General features: G+C 69.5%; 15 protein-coding genes. 5 read left to right on the forward strand and 10 right to left on the reverse strand.

Features of this window, described 5'->3' with window-relative positions; all coding sequences use genetic code 11:
* Positions 1–9: 9 nt before the first annotated feature.
* The 3 genes from AC6CH2_RS01120 to AC6CH2_RS01130 all read right to left on the reverse strand — a co-directional run bounded on the left by AC6CH2_RS01120 (position 10) and on the right by AC6CH2_RS01130 (position 9,092).
* Positions 10–687, reverse strand: a complete 678-nt coding sequence (locus AC6CH2_RS01120; protein ID WP_498267573.1) for a hypothetical protein — start codon at positions 685–687, stop codon at positions 10–12.
* A 108-nt stretch (positions 688–795) separates the two neighbouring features.
* Positions 796–3,147: a penicillin-binding protein 1C gene (gene pbpC, locus AC6CH2_RS01125; RefSeq protein ID WP_498267574.1), complete on the reverse strand. Its 2,352-nt coding sequence runs from the start codon at positions 3,145–3,147 to the stop codon at positions 796–798.
* 26 nt (positions 3,148–3,173) lie between these two features.
* A complete protein-coding gene (locus AC6CH2_RS01130; protein WP_498267575.1) occupies positions 3,174–9,092 on the reverse strand; it encodes an alpha-2-macroglobulin in 5,919 nt (1,972 codons plus the stop codon).
* 327 nt (positions 9,093–9,419) lie between these two features.
* Between AC6CH2_RS01130 and AC6CH2_RS01135 the strand changes: the two genes are divergently transcribed.
* The 3 genes from AC6CH2_RS01135 to AC6CH2_RS01145 all read left to right on the forward strand — a co-directional run bounded on the left by AC6CH2_RS01135 (position 9,420) and on the right by AC6CH2_RS01145 (position 11,289).
* Positions 9,420–9,572 (forward strand): hypothetical protein, encoded by a 153-nt coding sequence (locus tag AC6CH2_RS01135; RefSeq protein WP_161786141.1) that lies wholly within the window; start codon positions 9,420–9,422, stop codon positions 9,570–9,572.
* A 48-nt stretch (positions 9,573–9,620) separates the two neighbouring features.
* Positions 9,621–10,091: a hypothetical protein gene (locus AC6CH2_RS01140; RefSeq protein WP_498267576.1), complete on the forward strand. Its 471-nt coding sequence runs from the start codon at positions 9,621–9,623 to the stop codon at positions 10,089–10,091.
* A gap of 211 nt (positions 10,092–10,302) precedes the next feature.
* A complete protein-coding gene (locus AC6CH2_RS01145; RefSeq protein WP_498267577.1) occupies positions 10,303–11,289 on the forward strand; it encodes an LLM class flavin-dependent oxidoreductase in 987 nt (328 codons plus the stop codon).
* A 759-nt stretch (positions 11,290–12,048) separates the two neighbouring features.
* On the opposite strand, the gene AC6CH2_RS01150 is transcribed toward AC6CH2_RS01145, so the two are convergent.
* The 4 genes from AC6CH2_RS01150 to AC6CH2_RS01165 all read right to left on the reverse strand — a co-directional run bounded on the left by AC6CH2_RS01150 (position 12,049) and on the right by AC6CH2_RS01165 (position 14,599).
* Entirely contained in the window at positions 12,049–12,471 is a 423-nt protein-coding gene (locus tag AC6CH2_RS01150; protein WP_498268182.1) for an FKBP-type peptidyl-prolyl cis-trans isomerase, read from the reverse strand.
* Between the two features lie 186 nt (positions 12,472–12,657).
* Positions 12,658–13,209: an SRPBCC family protein gene (locus AC6CH2_RS01155; RefSeq protein ID WP_498267578.1), complete on the reverse strand. Its 552-nt coding sequence runs from the start codon at positions 13,207–13,209 to the stop codon at positions 12,658–12,660.
* Positions 13,210–13,252: 43 nt separating this feature from the next.
* The gene (locus AC6CH2_RS01160; protein ID WP_498267579.1) at positions 13,253–13,690 is read right to left on the reverse strand and encodes an ArsR/SmtB family transcription factor; all 438 of its coding nucleotides are present in this window, start codon (positions 13,688–13,690) and stop codon (positions 13,253–13,255) included.
* Positions 13,691–13,780: 90 nt separating this feature from the next.
* A complete protein-coding gene (locus AC6CH2_RS01165) occupies positions 13,781–14,599 on the reverse strand; it encodes a helix-turn-helix domain-containing protein (RefSeq protein WP_498267580.1) in 819 nt (272 codons plus the stop codon).
* A gap of 144 nt (positions 14,600–14,743) precedes the next feature.
* Between AC6CH2_RS01165 and AC6CH2_RS01170 the strand changes: the two genes are divergently transcribed.
* Both AC6CH2_RS01170 and AC6CH2_RS01175 read left to right on the forward strand, forming a co-directional pair.
* On the forward strand, positions 14,744–15,148 hold the full coding sequence (locus AC6CH2_RS01170) for a hypothetical protein (RefSeq protein ID WP_498267581.1): 405 nt from the start codon (positions 14,744–14,746) through the stop codon (positions 15,146–15,148).
* A 234-nt stretch (positions 15,149–15,382) separates the two neighbouring features.
* The gene (locus tag AC6CH2_RS01175; RefSeq protein WP_498267582.1) at positions 15,383–16,027 is read left to right on the forward strand and encodes a hypothetical protein; all 645 of its coding nucleotides are present in this window, start codon (positions 15,383–15,385) and stop codon (positions 16,025–16,027) included.
* A gap of 40 nt (positions 16,028–16,067) precedes the next feature.
* Here the strand turns inward: AC6CH2_RS01175 and greB are convergent, their stop codons facing one another.
* The 3 genes from greB to AC6CH2_RS01190 all read right to left on the reverse strand — a co-directional run bounded on the left by greB (position 16,068) and on the right by AC6CH2_RS01190 (position 18,742).
* Positions 16,068–16,583 carry a transcription elongation factor GreB gene (gene greB / locus AC6CH2_RS01180; RefSeq protein ID WP_498267583.1) on the reverse strand — a complete coding sequence of 172 codons (516 nt, stop codon included), beginning with the start codon at positions 16,581–16,583 and terminating at the stop codon, positions 16,068–16,070.
* A 10-nt stretch (positions 16,584–16,593) separates the two neighbouring features.
* Positions 16,594–17,091: a copper resistance protein NlpE gene (locus AC6CH2_RS01185; RefSeq protein ID WP_498267584.1), complete on the reverse strand. Its 498-nt coding sequence runs from the start codon at positions 17,089–17,091 to the stop codon at positions 16,594–16,596.
* 115 nt (positions 17,092–17,206) lie between these two features.
* The gene (locus AC6CH2_RS01190) at positions 17,207–18,742 is read right to left on the reverse strand and encodes a helicase HerA-like domain-containing protein (protein ID WP_498267585.1); all 1,536 of its coding nucleotides are present in this window, start codon (positions 18,740–18,742) and stop codon (positions 17,207–17,209) included.
* Between the last annotated feature and the right edge of the window lie 260 nt (positions 18,743–19,002).

A 19,002-nucleotide genomic window follows, 5' to 3' on the forward strand; every position in this document is an offset into this window, starting at 1 on the left:
AGCGCGGCCTCAGTCGCAACCGTCGCGGCGGCCGTCGAACAGCACCGATTCCGGCCTGTTCGTGCGCCGCGGATGGAAGTCGCCCAGGCTCAGCTTGAGATGCTCGGGCGAGACTTCCACGCGCAGGAAGGTCTGGTCGTGATGGCGGTAGAAAAGGACGCTGGTCTGCTCGGGGGCGCCGGCGGGTGGTGGGGACAGACCCGCCATGCGCCGGTAGTTCATCGGCGTTGTCGGCACCTGGGCTTGGCCTGACTTGGCGGAGCCTGACTTCGCTGTGCCGGACTGCGGCGGTCGGGGCGCGTTCGGCCTGTGAACCGGTGCCGTCTCGGCGTCCGGCATCGCCGCCGCATCGCTCGGCGTATTGGGGCCGAGCACCGCGTCGTGGCCGCTGCGCGCGAACTGCAGGCGCAGGCGGCGGTCGGGATCGTCGCCGTCGGCGCGATGCAGCGCGCCGACCAGCCAATCCTTGCGCTCGGGTTCGGGCAGCAGCCGCAGGAACAAGGTGGCCGGGCCGTCGGGTTCGACGCGCTGGATCCAGCAGCCGCGGACCTTGTCGATGTCGTCCGGATAGTCCGCATGCACGGGCGATGCCTGGGCGCTGAAGGCGACCCATCCGAGCGCGGCCAGGGCGATCGAGCGGCGCGAGGCGGTCGTGAGCGATTGCGAACGAAACCTAGGACGCGACATGGAGGTTGCCTGCGCGAGGACGCGCTCACCATAAGCGCCGCGGAGGGTTTTCCATAGCCTGCGCGGCCGGCGAGCGGGGCGGGGTTCAGCGTCGCGCCGCGGGCTGCGTCATTGCACCACCGCGACCTCGATCTCGCGTTCGTCGCTGCGGCCGTGGTCGTCGACCACCGACAGGCGGAAATGCCCGGTGCGGTCCGGCGTCCAGGCCAGGGCGGCGCCGGGTTCGGCGCTGCCGAGGAAGGTGTTGCCGACGAACCAGTACAGGCGCGAGACGTCGGCATCGACGGTCGCGGCGAGGTTCAGAGCGACCTGCTCGGGATGCGACAGGCGCATGGTGTAGCGGGTGGCGCGATACGGCGAGGTGATGCTCGGCGGCGAGCCCAGCCAGTCCTGCGAACCGGCGCAGTCGCGTCCCGGCGGCGGGCGCCGGCGCGGAATGCCGGCCTGGACGAACACCCGCGCCAGGTCGGACGGCCAGAACTCGAACACCTCCTGGCGCATCGTGCGCGGGTCGAACGGCCCGCAGGCCGGCCGGCCGCTGGCGATATCGATGGAGATGGCGCGGTGCACGGTGCTGATCCGGATCGGCGACTTGCCGGGGATGAACCAAGTCGTGCCGCGCTGTGGGCACCACGCATTGGGCAGATCGCCGCTGGCGCGGCAGACCTCGACACGCTTGAGGTTCAAGGGCCACTGCCGCACCGGCTCGGCCAGATCGACCCGCGCCGCCTGCAGGCCGTCGACGATGTCGAAGAACAGCGGCGCGGCGGCTTCGACGCCGACCAGGGCGGGATTGCTGGAGCCGTCGAAATTGCCCAGCCACACCACCAGCACGTAAGGCCCGACCAGGCCGGCGCTCCAGGCGTCGCGGAACGCCCACGAGGTGCCGGTCTTCCACGCCACCGGCAGGGGCCGCGAGGCCGACTGCGAGCCGGCATCGGGGCGCGGGTTGTGCAGCAGCATGTCGCGGGTGAGGAAGGCGGCCTCGGCACTGAGCAGGCGCGCGCCTTCTTCCTGCGGGTCGTGTTCGCGCCAGCGCAGCGCGCGCAGGCGGCCATCGTTGCCGAGCATCGCGTACATGCGCGCGAGTTCTTCCATCGTCACTTCGCCGCCGCCCAGGACCAGGGCCAGGCCGTAGTGATTCTGGCTGGCCAGGTCGCGCACGCCGGCTTGGCGCAGGAAATCGTAGAAGCTCGGCTGCCTGAGTTGCGCGGCGACACCGACCGCGGGGATGTTGCGGCTGCGCACCAGGGCCTCGGTCGCGGTCACCGGGCCCATGAAGCGGCCGTCGAAGTTTTCCGGCGTGTACGGCCCGAACGCGCTCGGCACGTCGCGCAGCACGCTGGCCGGGTGCAACACGCCCTGGTCGAGCGCGAGCGCGTAGATGAAGGGCTTGAGGGTGGAGCCGGGAGAACGCTTGGCATCGGTACCGTTGACCTGGCCCTGGATGCCGGCGTCGAAGTAATCCGCCGAACCGACCAGGGCGCGCACGCCCATGTCGCGGGTGTCGATCAGGATCGCGCTGGCGTTGCGCAGGCCGCGGCTGCGTTCGCGCTGCAGATGGTTGCGCACGCGCTCTTCGAGCAGGCGCTGCAGGCGGGTGTCGAGGGTGGTCTTGAGCTCGGGGCCGTCGTGCGGGTGCCAGGCGCGTTCGGCCAACACCCGGTCGACCAGGTGCGGGGCGCGGAACGGCAGCTCGCGCGCGCTGTGCAGGCGCAGCGGCAGGTTCAGCAGCGCGTCCTCGGCGGGGTCCTCGGGATGACGCTCGCGCCAGCGCGCATACAACCGCGCACGCGCCGCTTCCAGACCGCTGCCGATGTAGTAGGCGTCGTCGTCGCGCGCGCTCAGGCGGCCGCGCCGCGACGGCGCCTGCGGCAACACCGCCAGCGCCAGCGACTCGGGCAGGGTCAGGCGGTCGGACGGTTTCCGGTAATAGATCAGGCTGGCCGCGCCGACGCCTTCGATGTTGCCGCCGTACGGGGCCAGGTTGAGATAGGCCTCGAGGATTTCGTCTTTCGAGTAATACAGCTCCAGTTGCAGCGCGCGCGCGATCTGCACCAGCTTGCCGCGCACGTCGCGGGTCTGCAGGCGCCAGCGCAGGCGCGCGAGCTGCATGGTCAAGGTGGAGCCGCCGATGCGCGCCTCGCCGCTGGCGTAGGTCGACCAGGCGCCGCGCGCCAGGCTGACCGGGTTGACGCCGCGGTGCCAGCGGAACCAGGCGTCTTCCTGCAGCATCACCGCTTCGACCAACTGCGGCGAGACCTGCGACAGCGGCACCCACAGCCGGTAACGCTGGTCGCTCGCGAGGGTCAGCCGCAACAGCCGGCCTTCGCGGTCGCGGACCACCGTCGACAGCGGTACAGCCTCCGACAGCGACGGCCGCGGCCAAAAGCGCGCAGCGACCAGTACCAAAGCGACGGCGATGAGACTCAGCAGCAGGACCCACCACCGCCGTCGCATGTTCCTTGACTGGACGAACCACGGCCTCATGGCTTCGGCGCGTCCACCTGCAGTCGACCGGCGGGGCCGCCTTGCGCGTACACCGAGCGTTCGTACATCGACTCGGCGTACACCGGCGGCACCACGAACTTGCCGGTGTTGTTGGCGCGCATCGCGTAGCGGAACTCGACCACCTCCGAGCCGACGCTGCCGTACAGCACGATGCGGTCTTCGCGTTGTTCGACGTGCTCCGGGGTGAAGCTTGAGTTGGGCAGGGCCAGGGTCTGTCGCGGTGCCGCGTTCTGCTCGCCGCCGTCGCGCGAAGGCTGGGCGTCTTCCTCGCCGCCGTTCTCGCAACCCTCGTCGCAGCCTTCGCTGTCGTCGCCGGCCGCAGGCTCGGCGACGGCCGCGGCGGCGTACTGCATCACCGGTTCGAACCCGCCCGGGAGCAGGTCGACGATGGCGATGCTGTCGCGGCCCGGCGCGCCGAGCGCACGCAGGCGCAGGCGCACGGTGATTTCCTGACCCTGCTTGAGCGCGGTCAGCGGTTTGCCGGCGGCATCGAGGTAGTCGCGCACCACTTCCAGGCCGCGGTCCTGCACCGCCTTCGGCGCCGCGCGGTCGTAGCCGCTCTGGTTGACCAGGTACCAGGCCGGGGTCGGGCCGGCCGGCGCCACCCACAGGCGCAGGTCGCCGCCGGCGAAGGCGCCCCGGGCGATCAGACCCTGGGCGTCGCCGATGCGGCGCGACTTGCCGTCCTGGCCGGCCGCTTCCAGCACCGGCGCGGCTTGCGCCGGTTGCGCGCTGGCGTAGGCGTCCATCGCCAGCACGGTCAGGGCCGAGGACAAGGTGTTGTAGCTGTTGTCGCGCAACGGATCGAGCAGTCGTTCCAGCGCCGCCGGCTTGAGCTGGTCCTTGGCCAGCGCGGCGAAGTGGCGGTTGAGCAGGTACACCGTCCAGGCCTGTTCGATGCCGCCGTCGTAGTAGTGCGAGTAGGCGCGCGGCGCCGCGGCCGCGTTGCGGTTGGCGCGGGCGAAGGCCTTGACCGCGAGCGGACGCGCCGCCTTGTCTTGTTGCAGCAACTGATAGCTCGCCGCGATCAGCAGGCCGGCGCTGTCGTTCTCCCAGGTCTTGGGCTGGTCGCGCTTGATCTGCTCGTGCACCGAGCTGAGCAGGTTGCTGGCGGTGCGGCCCTGGCGCACCAGCAGGTATACCGCGAAGGCGCGGCTGCGCAGGGTCGCCAGGTCGTTGCCGGAGCGGTCGGCGGCCAGGGATTCGAGATAGCCGTTGAGCGAATTCAACAGGTCGCCCGGAATCGGCTGGCCGCGCTCGCGCGCTTCGATCAGGTACAGCGCGGCATAAGCGGTGACGAAGGCGTCGGCCTCCGGCGTCGCCGTCCACGCGCCCAGGCCGCCTTCGCTGTTCTGGCGCGAACGCAGCACGTCGACGATGTTCTGCTTCGGTTGGCCCGCGCCCGGGCCGACCACCTTGCCGAGCTCAGGATGCGACCGCAGGACCAGCGCCGGGAACGCGCCGCTCAGCAATTGCTCGGTGCACTGGTGCGGGTAATCGCCGAGGTAGGCGGTCAGCCCGTCGAGAGCGACCAGCGGCGAGACCGAGCCCGACAGCTGGCGGGTTGCGCGTTGGTCGTACATTTTGCGTAGGGGTTGGATGACGGTGCGCCGGGTGGCGCGTCCGGCGATCAGGTCCTGGCGCGCGACCACGGCCGGGCGCAGCGACAGTTCGATCCGCCGTTGCGCCCTGAACGCGCCCGAGCTGGCCTGGATCGCCACCGGCATCGCGCCGAGGGCGTGGCCGGCGCGCACGCGGAAGCGCACCGTGGTTTCGCCGCGCGGGGCGATCGACACCGGGGCCGGCGCCGCGCCGACCAGGGTCAGCGCCGGCGGCAGTTGCAGCGCGACCGCGACCTTGGCCGCCGCCTGGGCGCCTTCGATGGTGTTGGCGACGCCGACCGGGAGGTCGAATTCGTCGCCGGGGGCGACATGGGTCGGCACGGTCGGGGTCAACACGAAGTCGCCGCGCACCAGCGCCTCGGTCTGGAACACGCCGACCCGTTCCGGCGTCACCGCGACCGCGACCACCCGCACTTGGCCGTTGAAATGATCGGGCAGGGTGAACTTGAACTGGTGCTGGCCATCGACGTCGACGATGCCCGACCACCACACCGCCGGTTTCTCCGATTTGCGCTTGAACGGATTGAGATGCTTGGCCATGCCGCCTTCGCCGTCGCCGCCCGGCGCGGCCTGGCCGGCGATGCGGCTGAACTCGGGCAGCAACAGGTCGAGGATCTGTGCGGTGTCGACTTGCAGCATCTTCTTGCGGAAGAAGTGATCGAGCGGGTCGCCGACGCGGTAGCGCGCGACCTGCAGGATGCCTTCGTCGACCGCGAACAGGACCACCCGCGCTTTGCCCTGGGTGACCACGTCGGCGGTCATCGGCGTGCCCGGCTTGGTCACCCGCGGCAGGCTGACCTTGAGCGGCTGGGTGCGCGCGCTGCGGTCGACCGCGAACGGCGCCACGCCGTAGGACAGCGGGCTCATGTAGATCTCGTCGGAATTCGGGTCGCGCAGGAACTGCACGTTGACGTAGCCGTTGCCCTCGAAATCGGCCGGCACGACGATCTTCTGCACGCTGGCGTTGCTGTCGGCGCGGAACCAGGCATGGGCGTAGACGCGGTCGCGTTCCAGGGTGATCAGGCCGCTGCCGGCGTACGGCGCGCGCACGCTGATCTCGATGGTCTCCCCCGGCTTGTAGCTGGGCTTGGACAGATTCAGGCTCAGCTCGGCATTGCGTTCGAGCGAGCGCGACAGGTTGGCGGCGCCGGCGATCCGGTAGCCGACCTGGTTGAGCACCTTGCCGTCGGCGGCGCGCACTTCGAGCACGAAATCGCCAGGCTGATCGGTGCTCAGCGCTAAGTTCTCGCGGCCGCCTGCAAGAGTCAGCGCCTGGTCGCGACGGTCGAAGCGACGTTCGTGCGAGACGTAGCGGTACAGGCCGGAGTCCTGCTTGGTCAGCACCGACACATAGCGCTTCTCGACCACCACCGCGCGCAGGCCGGCGACGGTCCTGGGCTTGCCGTCCTGGCCGATGGCGAGCAACTGCAGGGTGCGCTTGGCGCCGCGCTTGATGTAGTTCAGGTCGTCCTGCGACTTGATCCCGAGCAGATGATCGTTGCTCGACACCAGGGCGCTGGTTTGCGCGGCGACGTTGCGGCCGCTGCCGGGCTCGTAGGCGCGGGCGAGGAAACTCAGCTGATAGGTCGCACGCTCGTACTTGGTCAGGTCGAGCTTGAATTCGGCGCGGCCTTCGGCGTTGGTGGTCTGGTCGCTGAGCGATTCGTCGTAGCCTTCCTTGGCGCGCTGCGGGTCGAAGAACTGGTAGCCCGGATAGGCCGGGAAGCTCGGGAAGGCCGGGCGCAGCACCATGGTGCCTTCGACCCGGCGCTGCTGCGCGGGCGTGCCGAACAGGTTCTCGGCGTCGACCTGCGCCGACAACTGCTCGGGCTTGATCCAGCCGTTGGCGTTCTCGGCCGACAGCCTCGCCTTGACCCGCATGGTGTCGGGGGCGAACTCGCGCACCTGCACCGAGGTCGAGCCGATCGTGGTGCGCTGGTCGTCGCGGCCGAGCAGGAACAACTGGACCTGCCAGGTGCCGCTCGGCGCGTTGTCGCCCGGGGCGAAGCTGGCGCTCTCGAAACCGCTGGCGCTGAGCTTGAGCCGCTCGCGCTTGGCGACGGTGCCGCGCGGGTCGGTGAACTCCCATTCTAGCGGCAGGCCGGTCAGCGCGCGCTTCCAGTCGGCGGCGCGCACGATCATGCCGACGTTGACGGTGTCGCCGGGACGGTACAGGCCGCGGTCGGAAAACAGGTAGGCGTTGAGCGCGCCGGTCTCCAGGTCGTTGGGCTCGCCGCTGATATCGAAACGCGAATAGTCCAGGGCGCGGTCGCGGTCGCCGATCGGCAGGAACGAGTAATCCTCGCCCTGGCTCACGGTCAGCATCGCCGGCTGCTTTTCGCGCTTGAAGCCTTTCAGCGAAGGCATCTGGGCGCGGCCGCTGGCGTCGGTCTGCGCTTCGACCAGGGTTTCGCCGTTGCGGGCGACCGCGCGCACGCGCGCGCCGGCGACCGGCGCGCCATTCGACAGCGATTGCACGAACACGTCGCGGCGGCCGTCTAGCGCCTGCTTGACCGCCATGCCCAGGTCGGTCAACACCACCAGGCGGCTGTCTTCTTCGCTGCCGGCTTCCTCGGCCAGGGTGTCCTCGGCGCTGCGTTTCCTGTCGTCGTCCTCGAGGGTGCGCAGGCTGAGCAGGAACACGCCGCGACGGCCGGGTTTGAGGTATTGGCCGAGGTCGACGCCTTCGTAATGAGCCTTGGCCGGGTCGGCGGCCGGCAGGTTCAGGCGTTTTTCCTCGCGCTCGACCAGGCTGTCGGCGGACAGGTTGTAGAAGCTGGGCTTGGCATAGCTGCCCTCGTTGTTGAAGACCAGGTGCTGGATCTGCTCGGGCAGGACCCGGGCGATTTCCAGGCGCGCGCCGGCGACGTTGCGCGAGACCAGGCTGATCCGGCGCTCGCCGCGCAGCGACAGCAGCGCGCCTTCGCCGACGAAGCGCAGCAGCTTCGGGTAGTCGGGCACGGTCTCGACCGCGCGGTGGTTGGCGCCGAGCATGAAACCGCCGAACGCCTTGAGGCCTTTGTCGACACGCAGGTAAATGCGGCGGCCCGGCGGCGCCTGGAACTTGAAACTGTGGGTCCCGACGTATTCGCGCTCGGTCGGCACCGCGCTCAGCGGCAACGGCGTGGCGGCCTTGAGCACCGCCTCGTCGACATCGTCGCGGCTCCAGGTATAGGCGCCGCTCTGTTGCGCGGCGGGCCGGCGCGGGTCCTTGACCGGCAGCAGCCAGGCGCGCACGGCGCCGGCGACGTCGCGGTCGCGCATGGCGTTGTTGAAGGTCAGCACCAGCGCCTGTTCGGGCTCGAAGCGTTCGTTCTCGACCAGGACCGCGGCGACGTCGCTGACCTCGACGCTGTACAGCGAAGGCAGGGCGACCGTGGCGCCGAGCGGCTTGGCGGTGCGGTTGCCGCCGAGGGTGCTGACGAGGCCGGCGGCGATTTCGAGCTTGAGCTTGCCGCCGTTCTCCGGCAGGGTCAGCGGCTGCGAGTGGATCCAGGCCTTGAGCCGGCCCTTCTCGTCGTAGTTGACCGTGTACTTGGGCGCGGCCAGGGCGGTGCCGGCGCCGTCGGCGAGGGTGAGGGCGATGCGGCGTTCGAGCTGGGCGGCGTCGACCGGATGCGAGAACTTGAGCTCGTACACGCCTTTCTTGAGCGTCGGGTCCTGCGGGTCCTGGTAGAACTCGCTGTTGGCGATCTGCGCGTAGAACGGCGCGGTCTCGAATTCGAACCGGTACTCCTGCAGCCGTACCTTCGGCGCCAGGCTGAGCTTGGGATCGAGTTCGACCGTGTAGCGGGTCTTGACCGGCCAGTCCGCCGAGGGCTTGAACACCAGAGTCTTGTGGTCTTCCCAGCGCCAGGCGCCCTTGAGTTCGGGGGTCATGGTCACCCCGGCCGGCGCCAGGCCGATTTGCTTGATCGGCGCGGCGGTGTCGGAAAAGGTCAGGCGCAGGCTGTCGACCTCGGCCGGCGCGCGCGTGTAATCGGTCAAGGCCGGGCTATGGACTTCGACTCCGAGCGCGCCGGGCACGACCGGCCTCGGCCGGGTGACGAGCCAGTAGCCGAGCGTGGCGACCGCGAGCAGGCCGAGCAGGCTGCCGAGGTACGGTGCCGGCCGTTGCCGCACGCGGGCGAGCAGGGCGGCGAGCCAGACCGGCGGGACCCAGTCGATCCGGCCGAACAGCGAGCGCGTGGCCCGCGTCCAGGGCGAAGGGCGGCCGGCGTCGCCGGCCTCCGCGTGGGGAGCCGGTTGCGACGGCGAGTCGGTGTTTTGCATTGCGGGTGTTCCAATCCGTGGTGCTGTGGCTAGTGCCGGGCCAGTGCGATCCGTTGCGTTGCCTGGCCGGTCCCCGTGTTCGTCCCTTTCCCGACCGCGCCGGGCGCTCGCGCGCGCGGCTGCGTGATCGATCGATGGCCTAGACCGGAATGTTAGAAAAACGTTCCTGCCGTTCGTCGGAATCCTAAGGATTTTTTAACGCCGTGGGTACGGCTGGTGTGTGGGAGCCTTCGCTTCGCAACGAAAGGGCGAGGCGGTACCCACGGCACTTGGTCGCCTCGTCGGCGAGCGCTTAAGCTCGGGGCCGTTTGCAGCGCAGGAGTTCGGATGGACATCGTGGCGATCGTGATGGTGGCGCTGGGGCTGTACCTGGCCTTCAAGCTGGTCGGGTTCCTGCTGAAGTCGGCGATGTGGCTGCTGGTGCTGGCCGGGCTGTATTACCTGATCGCGCCCCTCGCCGGTTGGCCGGTGCCCTGGTAGCGCGGCAGCATCGTCGTCTTCGTCCCCCTCGCCAGGAACCGCCCCGTCATGAACGAACGCACCGACGCCGTACCCGCCGAGTGGCAGCACGACGCCCAGGACATCGGCCGCCTGATCCGCGCCGTCTACGCCTGCATTTCCGGTCCGGCCGGCGCGCCGCGCGACTGGGCCCGCTTCCGTTACCTGCAACACCCGCGCGCGCTGAGCCTGCGTACCGTGGTCGAGGCCGACGGCTCGACCCGCGCGGCGGTTTTCGATGTCGACAGCTACATCGCGGACGTGGAACCGTTCTTCGCCGCCAACGACTTCCACGAGGTCGAGACCGAACAGCGTGTCGAACGCTTCGGCCAGATCGCCCACGTCTGGAGCAAATACGAGGCGCGGCCGACGGCGGACTCGCCGATCGTGCTCAAGCGCGGCGCCAACAGCATCCAGCTCTGCCACGAACACGGGCGCTGGTGGGTGGTCAGCACGGTCTGGGACAACGAGCGCGAGGGGCTGCGCTTCGATTTGTTCTGAGGTTTCTCGGTCCTCCCCGTGCGCGGGAGGGGGGCGGCGTCGCCTGCGAGCGTGGCGGGTTCTGGCAGACCAGGGTGGGCTGCGTGCCGTCGGGCCCGGGCATCGCCTCGCGATCCGCAACACAGCGTCGCACCCGAGTGTGTTCGAACGACGCTGAATTCCCTTCGTCGCGCCCCCATCTGGAAAGACTCCTAGTTGCGAGCGCAACCGCATGCTGCCGTTTTCCGTACTCGACCTGGCGCCCGTCACCGAAGGCAGCGACACCCGCCAGGCCTTCGCCAACAGCCTCGAACTGGCCCGCCATGCCGAACGCCTGGGCTATAACCGTTACTGGCTCGCCGAACACCACAACATGCCCGGCATCGCCAGCGCCGCGACCGCGGTGCTGATCGGCTACATCGCCGGCGGCACCTCGACCATCCGCGTCGGCGCCGGCGGCATCATGCTGCCGAATCACGCGCCGCTGCAGGTCGCCGAGCAGTTCGGCACTCTGGCCTCGCTGTACCCGGACCGCATCGACCTCGGTCTGGGGCGCGCGCCCGGCACCGACCACGCGACCGCGCGCGCCCTGCGCCGCTATTACGACGGCGCCGACAGCTTCCCGCAGGACGTCAGCGAGCTGCTGCATTACTTCGAACCGGTGCAGCCCGGACAGGCGGTGCGCGCCGTGCCCGGCGCCGGCCTCGAGGTGCCGGTGTGGCTGCTGGGATCAAGCCTGTTCAGTGCGCGCCTGTCGGCCGCCCTGGGTCTGCCGTTCGCGTTCGCCTCGCATTTCGCCCCCGATGCGATGGACGAAGCCCTGAACCTGTACCGCCGCGACTTCCAGCCGTCGGCGCGGCTGCTGCGCCCGCATGCGATGCTGGCCCTCAACGTGGTCGCCGCCGACGACAGCGCCGCGGCGAGGCGCTTGTTCACCACCCAGCAGCAGGCCTTCGTCAACCTGCGCCGTGGTCGCCCGGGCCTGATTCCGCCGCCGATCGACGACATCGAAACCTTCTGGACCCCGCTCGAAAAAGCCGGCGTCGCCCAGGCCCTGGCCTGCGCCGTGGTCGGCGACGAGGCCGAAGTGCGCGCCGGCATCGCCGCCTTCATCGAACGCCATCGCCCGGACGAGCTGATGCTGACCGCGAACATCTACGAGCATGCGGCCCGGTTGCGTTCGTTCGAGATCGCCGCGGGGGTTTGCAAGTCGCTGTAGGTGGACTGCCCGGAGCAGGAGCGACGCGAGTCGCGACAGCGCTACCCGATCGCCTGCGCCGGCAGCCGCAAGTTCGCGGCCGCGGCTCGCGCCGCTCCTACCCTGCGAGAGCACGCCGCTACGTTGAACGACGACGGCCTCGTTATCTTTGCGCGTCCCTGTCGCGGCTTACGCCGCTCCTACAGGGGAGGGCGTCGCTGCGCGTCAGCTGTATGCGACTGCGGCCTTTGCTTCGGCTGTGCGCCGTCTCACACTCGCGAAGGCAAGAGAAGACCCAAAGGGCGGCCCGCAGGGATGCGGGCCGTTTTTCATCGGGACAGGGATGTCCCGTATGAAAAATCACCGCGAAAGCACCGCTCGTGCGGGCCCGTGATTCAAAGAGAAGCATTTTTCTTTGGTTACCTTTCTTTTGTTGCTTTAGACAAAAGAAAGTAACCCGCCGCTTTAGTGGCGGAAGCTTTGGGTTTGATCTTGATCTTGATCTTGCTTGAAAGAAGCGCAGCGAGACCGTCACAGCGATGTCGCGGCTCGCGCCGCTCCTACCCTGGCGAAAGCGCTGCGTTTCGACGAATGACGACGGCCCCGATATCTCTGCGCATCCCGCAGTCGCGGCGTGCGCTGCTCCTACCCCGGCGAAAGCACGCCGCTTCGACGAACGAAGACGGCCTCGTCATCTCTGCGCGTCCCTTGTCGCGACTCACGTCGCTCCTACAGGGACAGGCTCGCAGCGGCACGCCGACGCGCCAAGCGCCAAGCGCCTCAGCGCTTCTCCACCCGCAACAACTCCACCTCGAACACCAGCGACGCATCCGGCGGGATCACTCCGCCGCCGGCGCCTTCGCGGCCGTAGCCCATCTCCGGCGGCACCATGAGGATCCGCTTGCCGCCCTCGCGCATGCCGGCGACGCCGTCGTCCCAGCCGCGGATGACCCGACCGGCGCCGAGCAGGAAGTCGAAGGGCTTGCCGCGATCGAGCGAGCTGTCGAACTTGCTGCCGTGTTTGTCGGCGGCCTTTTCGTCGTACAGCCAACCGGTGTAGTGGACGATCACCTCCTGGCCGGACTGGGCGACTTCGCCGGTGCCGACGCGCTCGTCGATGGTCTGGAACTGGGCGATGCGGCCGCTGAAGACTTTCGGCGCCGCCGCTTCTTCCTGCGCCGCCGGCTTGCGGCAGGCGCTTATCGCGACCGCGGTCGAGAGCAGGGCCAGGGCCAGGGGCAGGGCGCGCAGGCAGCGGCGCAGGCGCGACGGAACGACGTTCGCGGACGAGGATGTGGAACGACCGATGGACACGCGCGACCTCTGGGTTATCGCCGACAGGACGCCAAGCTTAGCCGCTGTCGGCGAACCCGGTGCGGCGCCGTCCGCTCAAGCCGCGGGAATGCGCCGTTCGTACTCGGCCTCGACCCGGGTGTGGGTGCGCCAGAAGCCCTGCGGTTGTTCGCCCGACAGCAACGCGGTCAGGATGCTCAGGTGGGCATGCCAGCCGCCGGCGACGCTGACCATCATGGCGCGGTCGGCCAGGCGGCTGTGGGTCACCACCAGGCGTACCCGGTCGCCTTCCTCGCTGAGTTCGAAGCGCACTTCCGACGGCGGCGTGTCGCTCCAGGTATAGCCGAGCAGGCGTGGCGGGTCGATCGCGGTGATGCGGCCGTGCTGGCGGTGCTCGCCGCCGTACTGGGCGTATTTCGCCGGCGGCGGGTCGTCGTCGCGGGTCAGTCGGTCATTGTCGAAGATCAGCTCGACCGAACCGCCCAGGCGCAGCTCCATGGCCCCGGCGGCGAGCCAGCGGCGGCGTTGTTCGGGCTCGGTCAGGTAGGCCCAGACCCGCTCGATCGGGCCGGGCAGCAGGCGTTCGATACGCACCGTGTCGGCTGCGGTGACGGTGCCGTAGTCGTCGTGAGTCGCGGACAGATTCATGGCGGTCTCCTGAGGCCGCGGTCGCGGCCAGGGTGATGCGCGCTCAGGCGCGGGGTTTGCGCCGCGGAGCGGCGGCTTTCTTGGCGGCAGGCGGTTTCGCCTGCGGCGCAGATCGCTTCGATGGGTCCGGCTTGCTCGCCCGTGCCTGGACCTCGTCCTCGGCGCGCAGCAGGGCTTCGAGGTCGTCCAGGCGCTGGGTCCAGTAGCGCTCGTAGTGGCGCAGCCATTCGAAGCCGCCATGCAGCGGCCCAGCGTCGAGGCGGCAGACGTGGGTGCGGCCGAGCACGGTGCGCTGGACCAGGCCGGCGCGTTCCAGCGCTTTGATGTGCTTGGACGCCGCGGCCAGGGTCATTCGATAGGGCTCGGCGAGTTCGCCGACGCTGTGCTCGCGCTCGGCCAGGCGATGCAGCATCGCCCGCCGGGTCGGATCGGCGAGGGCGTGGAATACGGCGTCGAGCCGTTCGGAGCGATAGTCAACCATGGGGTTGAATATCCGCTCGCCGGAGGCAATTGTCAACCTTTTGGTATAATTAAGCCGGTGCGCCGACCGGCTCTCGCTGCGCGCCGGCGATCAATGCCCGGCCGATTGCGCCGGTTCCAGGCTGGCGCCGAACGCGCGCATCGCCTTGGCGGTGGCGGCGTCGGCGGGGAAGAACGATTCGATCGCCAGTTCCGACAGCGTCACTTCGAGCGGGGTGCCGAACACCGTGATGGTGCTGATGAAAGCCAGGTCGCCGAACTCGCTGCGCACGCGGAACGGCACCGCGACGTGCGCGGCGGCGGTCAGCTCGGTTTCGTCGTAAGGATCGTCGCAGGGATAGGCGACGAGTTCGTCGTACAGCGTCGACAGGACCGGATCGCGGGTGGTGTCGGCCAGGTGGCGCAGGCGGTGCAGCAGGTGTGCGCGCCATTCGCCCAGGTTGATGATGCGCGGCGCCAGGCCTTCGGGGTGCAGGCTGACCCGCAGCACGTTCGACGGCCGGGCCAGCAGGAAGTCGGGAATGCCGGCCAGCAGCGGCGCGACCGCGCGGTTGTGCATGACCAGGTTCCAGTGCCGGTCGACCGCCAGCGCCGGATGCGGCTCGTGCCCGTACAGCACCGTTTCGATCGCGGCATGGGCTTCGCGCAGGGCGGGGTCGTCGAGCGAGCGCTCGGCATACATCGGCGCGAGACCGGCGGCGGTCATCAACTGGTTCCTTTCGCGCAGCGGCACGTCGAGGCGGTCGGCCAGGCGCAGCAGCAAGGCGCGGCTCGGCAGCGAGCGCCCGGTCTCGATGAAGCTGACGTGGCGGGTCGAGACCTCGGCCATTTCGGCCAGGTCGAACTGGGTCAGACGGCGACGCTGGCGCCAGTTGCGCAGCAGCTCGCCCACGGGGCGGAGATCGTTCATGCGCTCACGATAGCCCGAGCCGCCGGCCGGAGGCATTACCTGGCAGGTAATCGACCCGCGTCGGCCGCGGCGGTTTGATGGCTTCCGAGATCTACACCGCCTTCAACCGCAAGCCCTTTCAACCGCAAGCCTCAGGAGTCGACCATGGCCATCGCCGCTCAAGTCCGTCCTTCTTCCCTGTTGCGTCGTGCGCTGGTCGCCGACGCCGTGGTGTCCGGCGCCGCCGGCGCTTTGCAACTGGCCGTCGCCGGGCCGCTGTCCGGCCTGCTCGCGATCGATGCCGGGTGGTTGCAGCGCAGCGGCGTCATTCTGTTCGTGTGGACCGCCTTTCTCGGCTGGCTGCTGACCCGCAAGGCGGTCTCGCCGACGATGGCGTGGACGGTGATCGGGATCAACCTGGCCTGGGTCGCGGCCTCGATCCTGGTCCTGGTCGAAGGTGCGATCGCGCCGAACACGCTGGGCACCGCCTACGTGCTGGCGCAGGCGGCAGTGGTGGCGATCTTCGCCGAGCTGCAGTTCTTCGGCCTGCGCAGGCAGTCGCGTGGCTGAGGGCAGTGCTCGCGCACCGGCCTGCCGCATCGACCTCGCAGCAAGCCGTTGCAGCACGCTGTCGCAGCAACGGCCCTCGCCCCGGCGAGGGTCGTCGTCGCTGCGGACGCCCGCATCCGGGGCCGGCGGATCGCGAGCCGCCACCGCCGTGGCCTGGGCGGATTAGATTGCGCGTCAGACGAGTCGCTGGGCGCGAACGGTCGGGCGCCGACCTGCGCCGGCCGGGGAAACGCGATGAAACCGATCCTGTGCCTGTTCGCAGCGGCGTGGCTGGGCGCTGCGCCGGCGATGGCCCAACCCGGGCCGATCCCGGCGATGAGCGCCGAGCAGGTCGCCGGCATGCTCGACGGCGGCACCCGCCTGGAGAAGCGCATCGACGGCGACCTCAACGGCGACGGCGACATCGACACGGTCCTGGTCGGTCGCGGCGAAGACCGAAGCAGCCTGACGGTGTGGCTGGCGTACCGCAGCGAAGTCGATTTCGGCCACCAGCCGGTCGGCACCCTGCAACTCGATCCGTACCCGCTCGGCGACGCCGACCTGTCGATCCGCAACGGCGTGCTGGTGATCGGGGACCTGACCGGCGGCACCACCGCGACCCAGTCGACCTATCGTTATCGTTACGACCCCAAGGCCGAGCGCATGCGCCTGATCGGCCTGGACGCGCAGAACTACAGCCGCACCAACCGCCACGGCACGGTCAAATTGAGTTGGAACCTGCTAACCGGCGACCGCATCGTCGAGCGCGGCGAGGTCAACGACTCGGGGCAGGGCGATCAGGCCATCGATTACGCGCCGGCCAAGCGCGAGAAGAAACCCAGCCCGCCGCTGTACATGGAGACCACGCCGACCCCGGATTCGCTGCTCGAAGCCCTGTAAGCCCGGCCGCCGGCGCACCTCGCCCGATGGCCGCCGCGGCTCAACCCGCGCGCGGGGCGCCGTACTGCACTTCGACGATGGCGAAGCGCTGCGGGCCGGCCGGCAGCATCGCCTCGAATTCGTCGTCGACGCGGCGCTTGAGCATGGCCCGCGCCAGCGGCGAGTCGATGCTGATGTGGCCGAGCCTGGCGTCGGTCTCGTCCGGGCCGACGATGCGATAACGCGCGAGCTCGCCGCTGGCGATGTTCTCGACCTCGACCCAGGCGCCGAAGAACACCGAGCGCGGGTCGCTCGGCGTGGACTCGATCACGTGCAGCAAAGGCAGGCGCTTGCTGAGGTAGCGCACGCGCCGGTCGATTTCGCCGAGCTGCTTCTTGCGGTAGGTGTATTCGGCGTTTTCCGAACGGTCGCCCTCGGCCGCCGCGGCGGCCAGGGCTTTGACGACTTCCGGCCGGCGCACCCGCCACAGGTCGTCGAGTTCGTGCTTGAGGCGCGCGTGGCCCTCGCGCGTGATCAGCGCGGTGCCGTGTTCGGCAGGAGGGCGCCAGCGGGCCATGGGCGCTCGCTTACTGCGCCGCGCCGACGCGCTTGAGGGTGTAGTTGAGCTGCGAGTCGATCGCCTTGCCTTCCTGGTCGAGCAGGCGGATCTCTTCGTTGGACACGACTTCGAACAGGCGGTCCTGGTCGCTCTTGCTGTTCGGGTCCAGGCGCAGGCGCTTGCCTTCTTCCTCGGCGGTCCAGGTGCCGTCGCCCTTGGCGGTGCCGTCCTTCTTGCCCTGGTAGCTCTCGTCGATGGCATAGGTGCCGTCGGCCTTGAACTCGACCTTGGTGTCGATGCCGGCGCAGTCGGCGCAAGGCAGGGTGCCGCTGAAGCTGCCGGCGAAGGCGGCGACGTCGAAGCCGGCCTTGGGCGCTTCGGCCGGGGCCGGTTCAAGAGCGGCGACGGGAGCGGCTTCCGCGGTCTTGGGAGTTTCGGCGGGAGCAGATGTCCCTTCGGTCGGCTTGTTGCAGGCGCTCAGGGCGAGCGCGGCGAGGCAGGCGAGAGCGAGCGATTGCTTGGTCATGAGCGACTCCGGATTGATGATGGAAACGATCGATGGACGGAAACGGCGGGTACTGCGAAGACTGAAGCAACAGGGGCAGACTGCCCGGGCGGCCGCAGCGGGCCCTGCGTGCGGGCTAGCGCTTGCCGCCGAAGATGCCGCCGAGCAGGCCGCGCAGGATCTGCCGGCCGATCTGGTTGCCGACCGTGCGCGCGGTCTGCTTGGCCATGGTCTCGACCATGCCCTGGCGACGCTTGGTGCCGAACACCGCGTCCTTGATCGACTGGCCGATGCCGCCTTCTTCCTGGTCGTCCTGCTCGCGGGTCTTGGCCGCGGGCGCGTCGGCCTGCACGGCGGCGGTCTCGGCGCGCTTGGCCAGCATCTCGGCGGCCGATTCGCGGTCGACCGAGTGGTCGTACTTCGGGCCGATCGGGCTGCCGGCGCGCAACTGCGCGCGCTCGGCCTCGGTGATCGCGCCCATGCGGCAGCGCGGCGGCGCCACCAGGGTGCGTTCGACCGGCATCGGCACGCCCTTGTCCTGCAGGGTCGAGACCAGCGCCTCGCCGGTGCCGAGCTGGGAGATCACCTCGGCGACCTTCAGCGCCGGATTGGGCACGAAGGTTTCGGCCGCGGTCTTGACCGCCTTCTGGTCGCGCGGAGTGAACGCGCGCAACGCATGCTGCACGCGATTGCCGAGCTGGCCGAGGATGTTGTCCGGGATGTCGTCGGGAAACTGCGAGCAGAAGTACACGCCCACGCCCTTGGAGCGGATGATGCGCACGACCTGTTCGACCCGCTGCTGCAGCGCCGGCGGCGCATCGTCGAACAGCAGGTGCGCTTCGTCGAAGACAAACACCAGCCTTGGCCGGTCGAGGTCGCCGACTTCCGGCAGTTGCTCGAACAGCTCCGACAGCAGCCACAGCAGGAAGCTCGAATACAGGCGCGGCTTGAGGATCAGCGAGTCGGCGGCGAGGATGTTGATGACGCCGCGGCCGTCGCTGGTGGTGCGCATCAGGTCGGTGAGTTCCAGCGCCGGCTCGCCGAAGAAATGCGCGCCGCCTTCCTGTTCCAGGCGCAGCAGCGAGCGCTGGATCGCGCCGACCGACTGGGTGCTGACCAGGCCGTAGCTGGTCGAGATGTCCTTGCGCTCGTCGGCGACCAGGCCGAGCAGGGCGCGCAGGTCCTCCAGGTCGAGCAACAGCAGGCCGCGGTCGTCGGCGAGCTTGAACACGATGTCGAGCACGCCGGACTGGGTGTCGTTGAGTTCGAGGATGCGCGCGAGCAGGGTCGGGCCCATTTCGCTGACCGTGGTGCGCACCGGGTGGCCGAGCTTGCCGAACAGGTCCCAGAACACGGTCGGGTTGCCGGCGGGAGCGAAGTCGGCGATGCCGATCTCGCCCAGGCGCGCCTGCAGCTTGTCGTTGAGCGTGCCGGGCATGGCCAGGCCGGCGACGTCGCCCTTCACGTCGGCCAGGAACACCGGTACGCCCTGGCGCGAGAAGCCTTCGGCCAGGGTCATCAGGGTCACGGTCTTGCCGGTGCCGGTGGCGCCGGCGACCAGGCCGTGGCGGTTGCCGAGCTTGGTATGCAGGAACACCTGGCCGCTGTCGGGCGTGGTCACGGCCTTGCCGATCAGGATGTCGTTCTGGGTTGCGCCGGGGGTCGAAGCCATATCCGCGTCCGTGATCCATGAAGAGAAGCGAGGGGCCGATTCTAGCGGCACCCCGGCAGGCTTCGTGAACCGCGACAGGGGCCGGCTCGTGCGCCGGCGCGACCGGGGTCGCGATTCGCCGCACCGGCCGCCGCGTCGCGCCGTCCCAGCCGGGCCGGACCGAACCGGCTCCTGCGGAAAAGCCGATGCCGTCGTGTTTTCTTGCCGCGCCCTGACCCCGCCGTTACCCTGGGCCCCCGCTACAAGGATCTGCCGCACGC

The organism is Lysobacter sp. GQ73 (assembly GCF_059758755.1).

Excerpts from the sequence above, each read along its gene's own strand:
- AC6CH2_RS01120 (WP_498267573.1), bottom strand. The coding sequence starts at position 687 with ATGTCGCGTCCTAGGTTTCGTTCGCAATCGCTCACGACCGCCTCGCGC.
- pbpC (WP_498267574.1), bottom strand. The coding sequence starts at position 3,147 with ATGCGACGGCGGTGGTGGGTCCTGCTGCTGAGTCTCATCGCCGTCGCT.
- AC6CH2_RS01130 (WP_498267575.1), bottom strand. The coding sequence starts at position 9,092 with ATGCAAAACACCGACTCGCCGTCGCAACCGGCTCCCCACGCGGAGGCC.
- AC6CH2_RS01135 (WP_161786141.1), top strand. The coding sequence starts at position 9,420 with ATGGACATCGTGGCGATCGTGATGGTGGCGCTGGGGCTGTACCTGGCC.
- AC6CH2_RS01140 (WP_498267576.1), top strand. The coding sequence starts at position 9,621 with ATGAACGAACGCACCGACGCCGTACCCGCCGAGTGGCAGCACGACGCC.
- AC6CH2_RS01145 (WP_498267577.1), top strand. The coding sequence starts at position 10,303 with ATGCTGCCGTTTTCCGTACTCGACCTGGCGCCCGTCACCGAAGGCAGC.
- AC6CH2_RS01155 (WP_498267578.1), bottom strand. The coding sequence starts at position 13,209 with ATGAATCTGTCCGCGACTCACGACGACTACGGCACCGTCACCGCAGCC.
- AC6CH2_RS01160 (WP_498267579.1), bottom strand. The coding sequence starts at position 13,690 with ATGGTTGACTATCGCTCCGAACGGCTCGACGCCGTATTCCACGCCCTC.
- AC6CH2_RS01165 (WP_498267580.1), bottom strand. The coding sequence starts at position 14,599 with ATGAACGATCTCCGCCCCGTGGGCGAGCTGCTGCGCAACTGGCGCCAG.
- AC6CH2_RS01170 (WP_498267581.1), top strand. The coding sequence starts at position 14,744 with ATGGCCATCGCCGCTCAAGTCCGTCCTTCTTCCCTGTTGCGTCGTGCG.
- AC6CH2_RS01175 (WP_498267582.1), top strand. The coding sequence starts at position 15,383 with ATGAAACCGATCCTGTGCCTGTTCGCAGCGGCGTGGCTGGGCGCTGCG.
- greB (WP_498267583.1), bottom strand. The coding sequence starts at position 16,583 with ATGGCCCGCTGGCGCCCTCCTGCCGAACACGGCACCGCGCTGATCACG.
- AC6CH2_RS01185 (WP_498267584.1), bottom strand. The coding sequence starts at position 17,091 with ATGACCAAGCAATCGCTCGCTCTCGCCTGCCTCGCCGCGCTCGCCCTG.
- AC6CH2_RS01190 (WP_498267585.1), bottom strand. The coding sequence starts at position 18,742 with ATGGCTTCGACCCCCGGCGCAACCCAGAACGACATCCTGATCGGCAAG.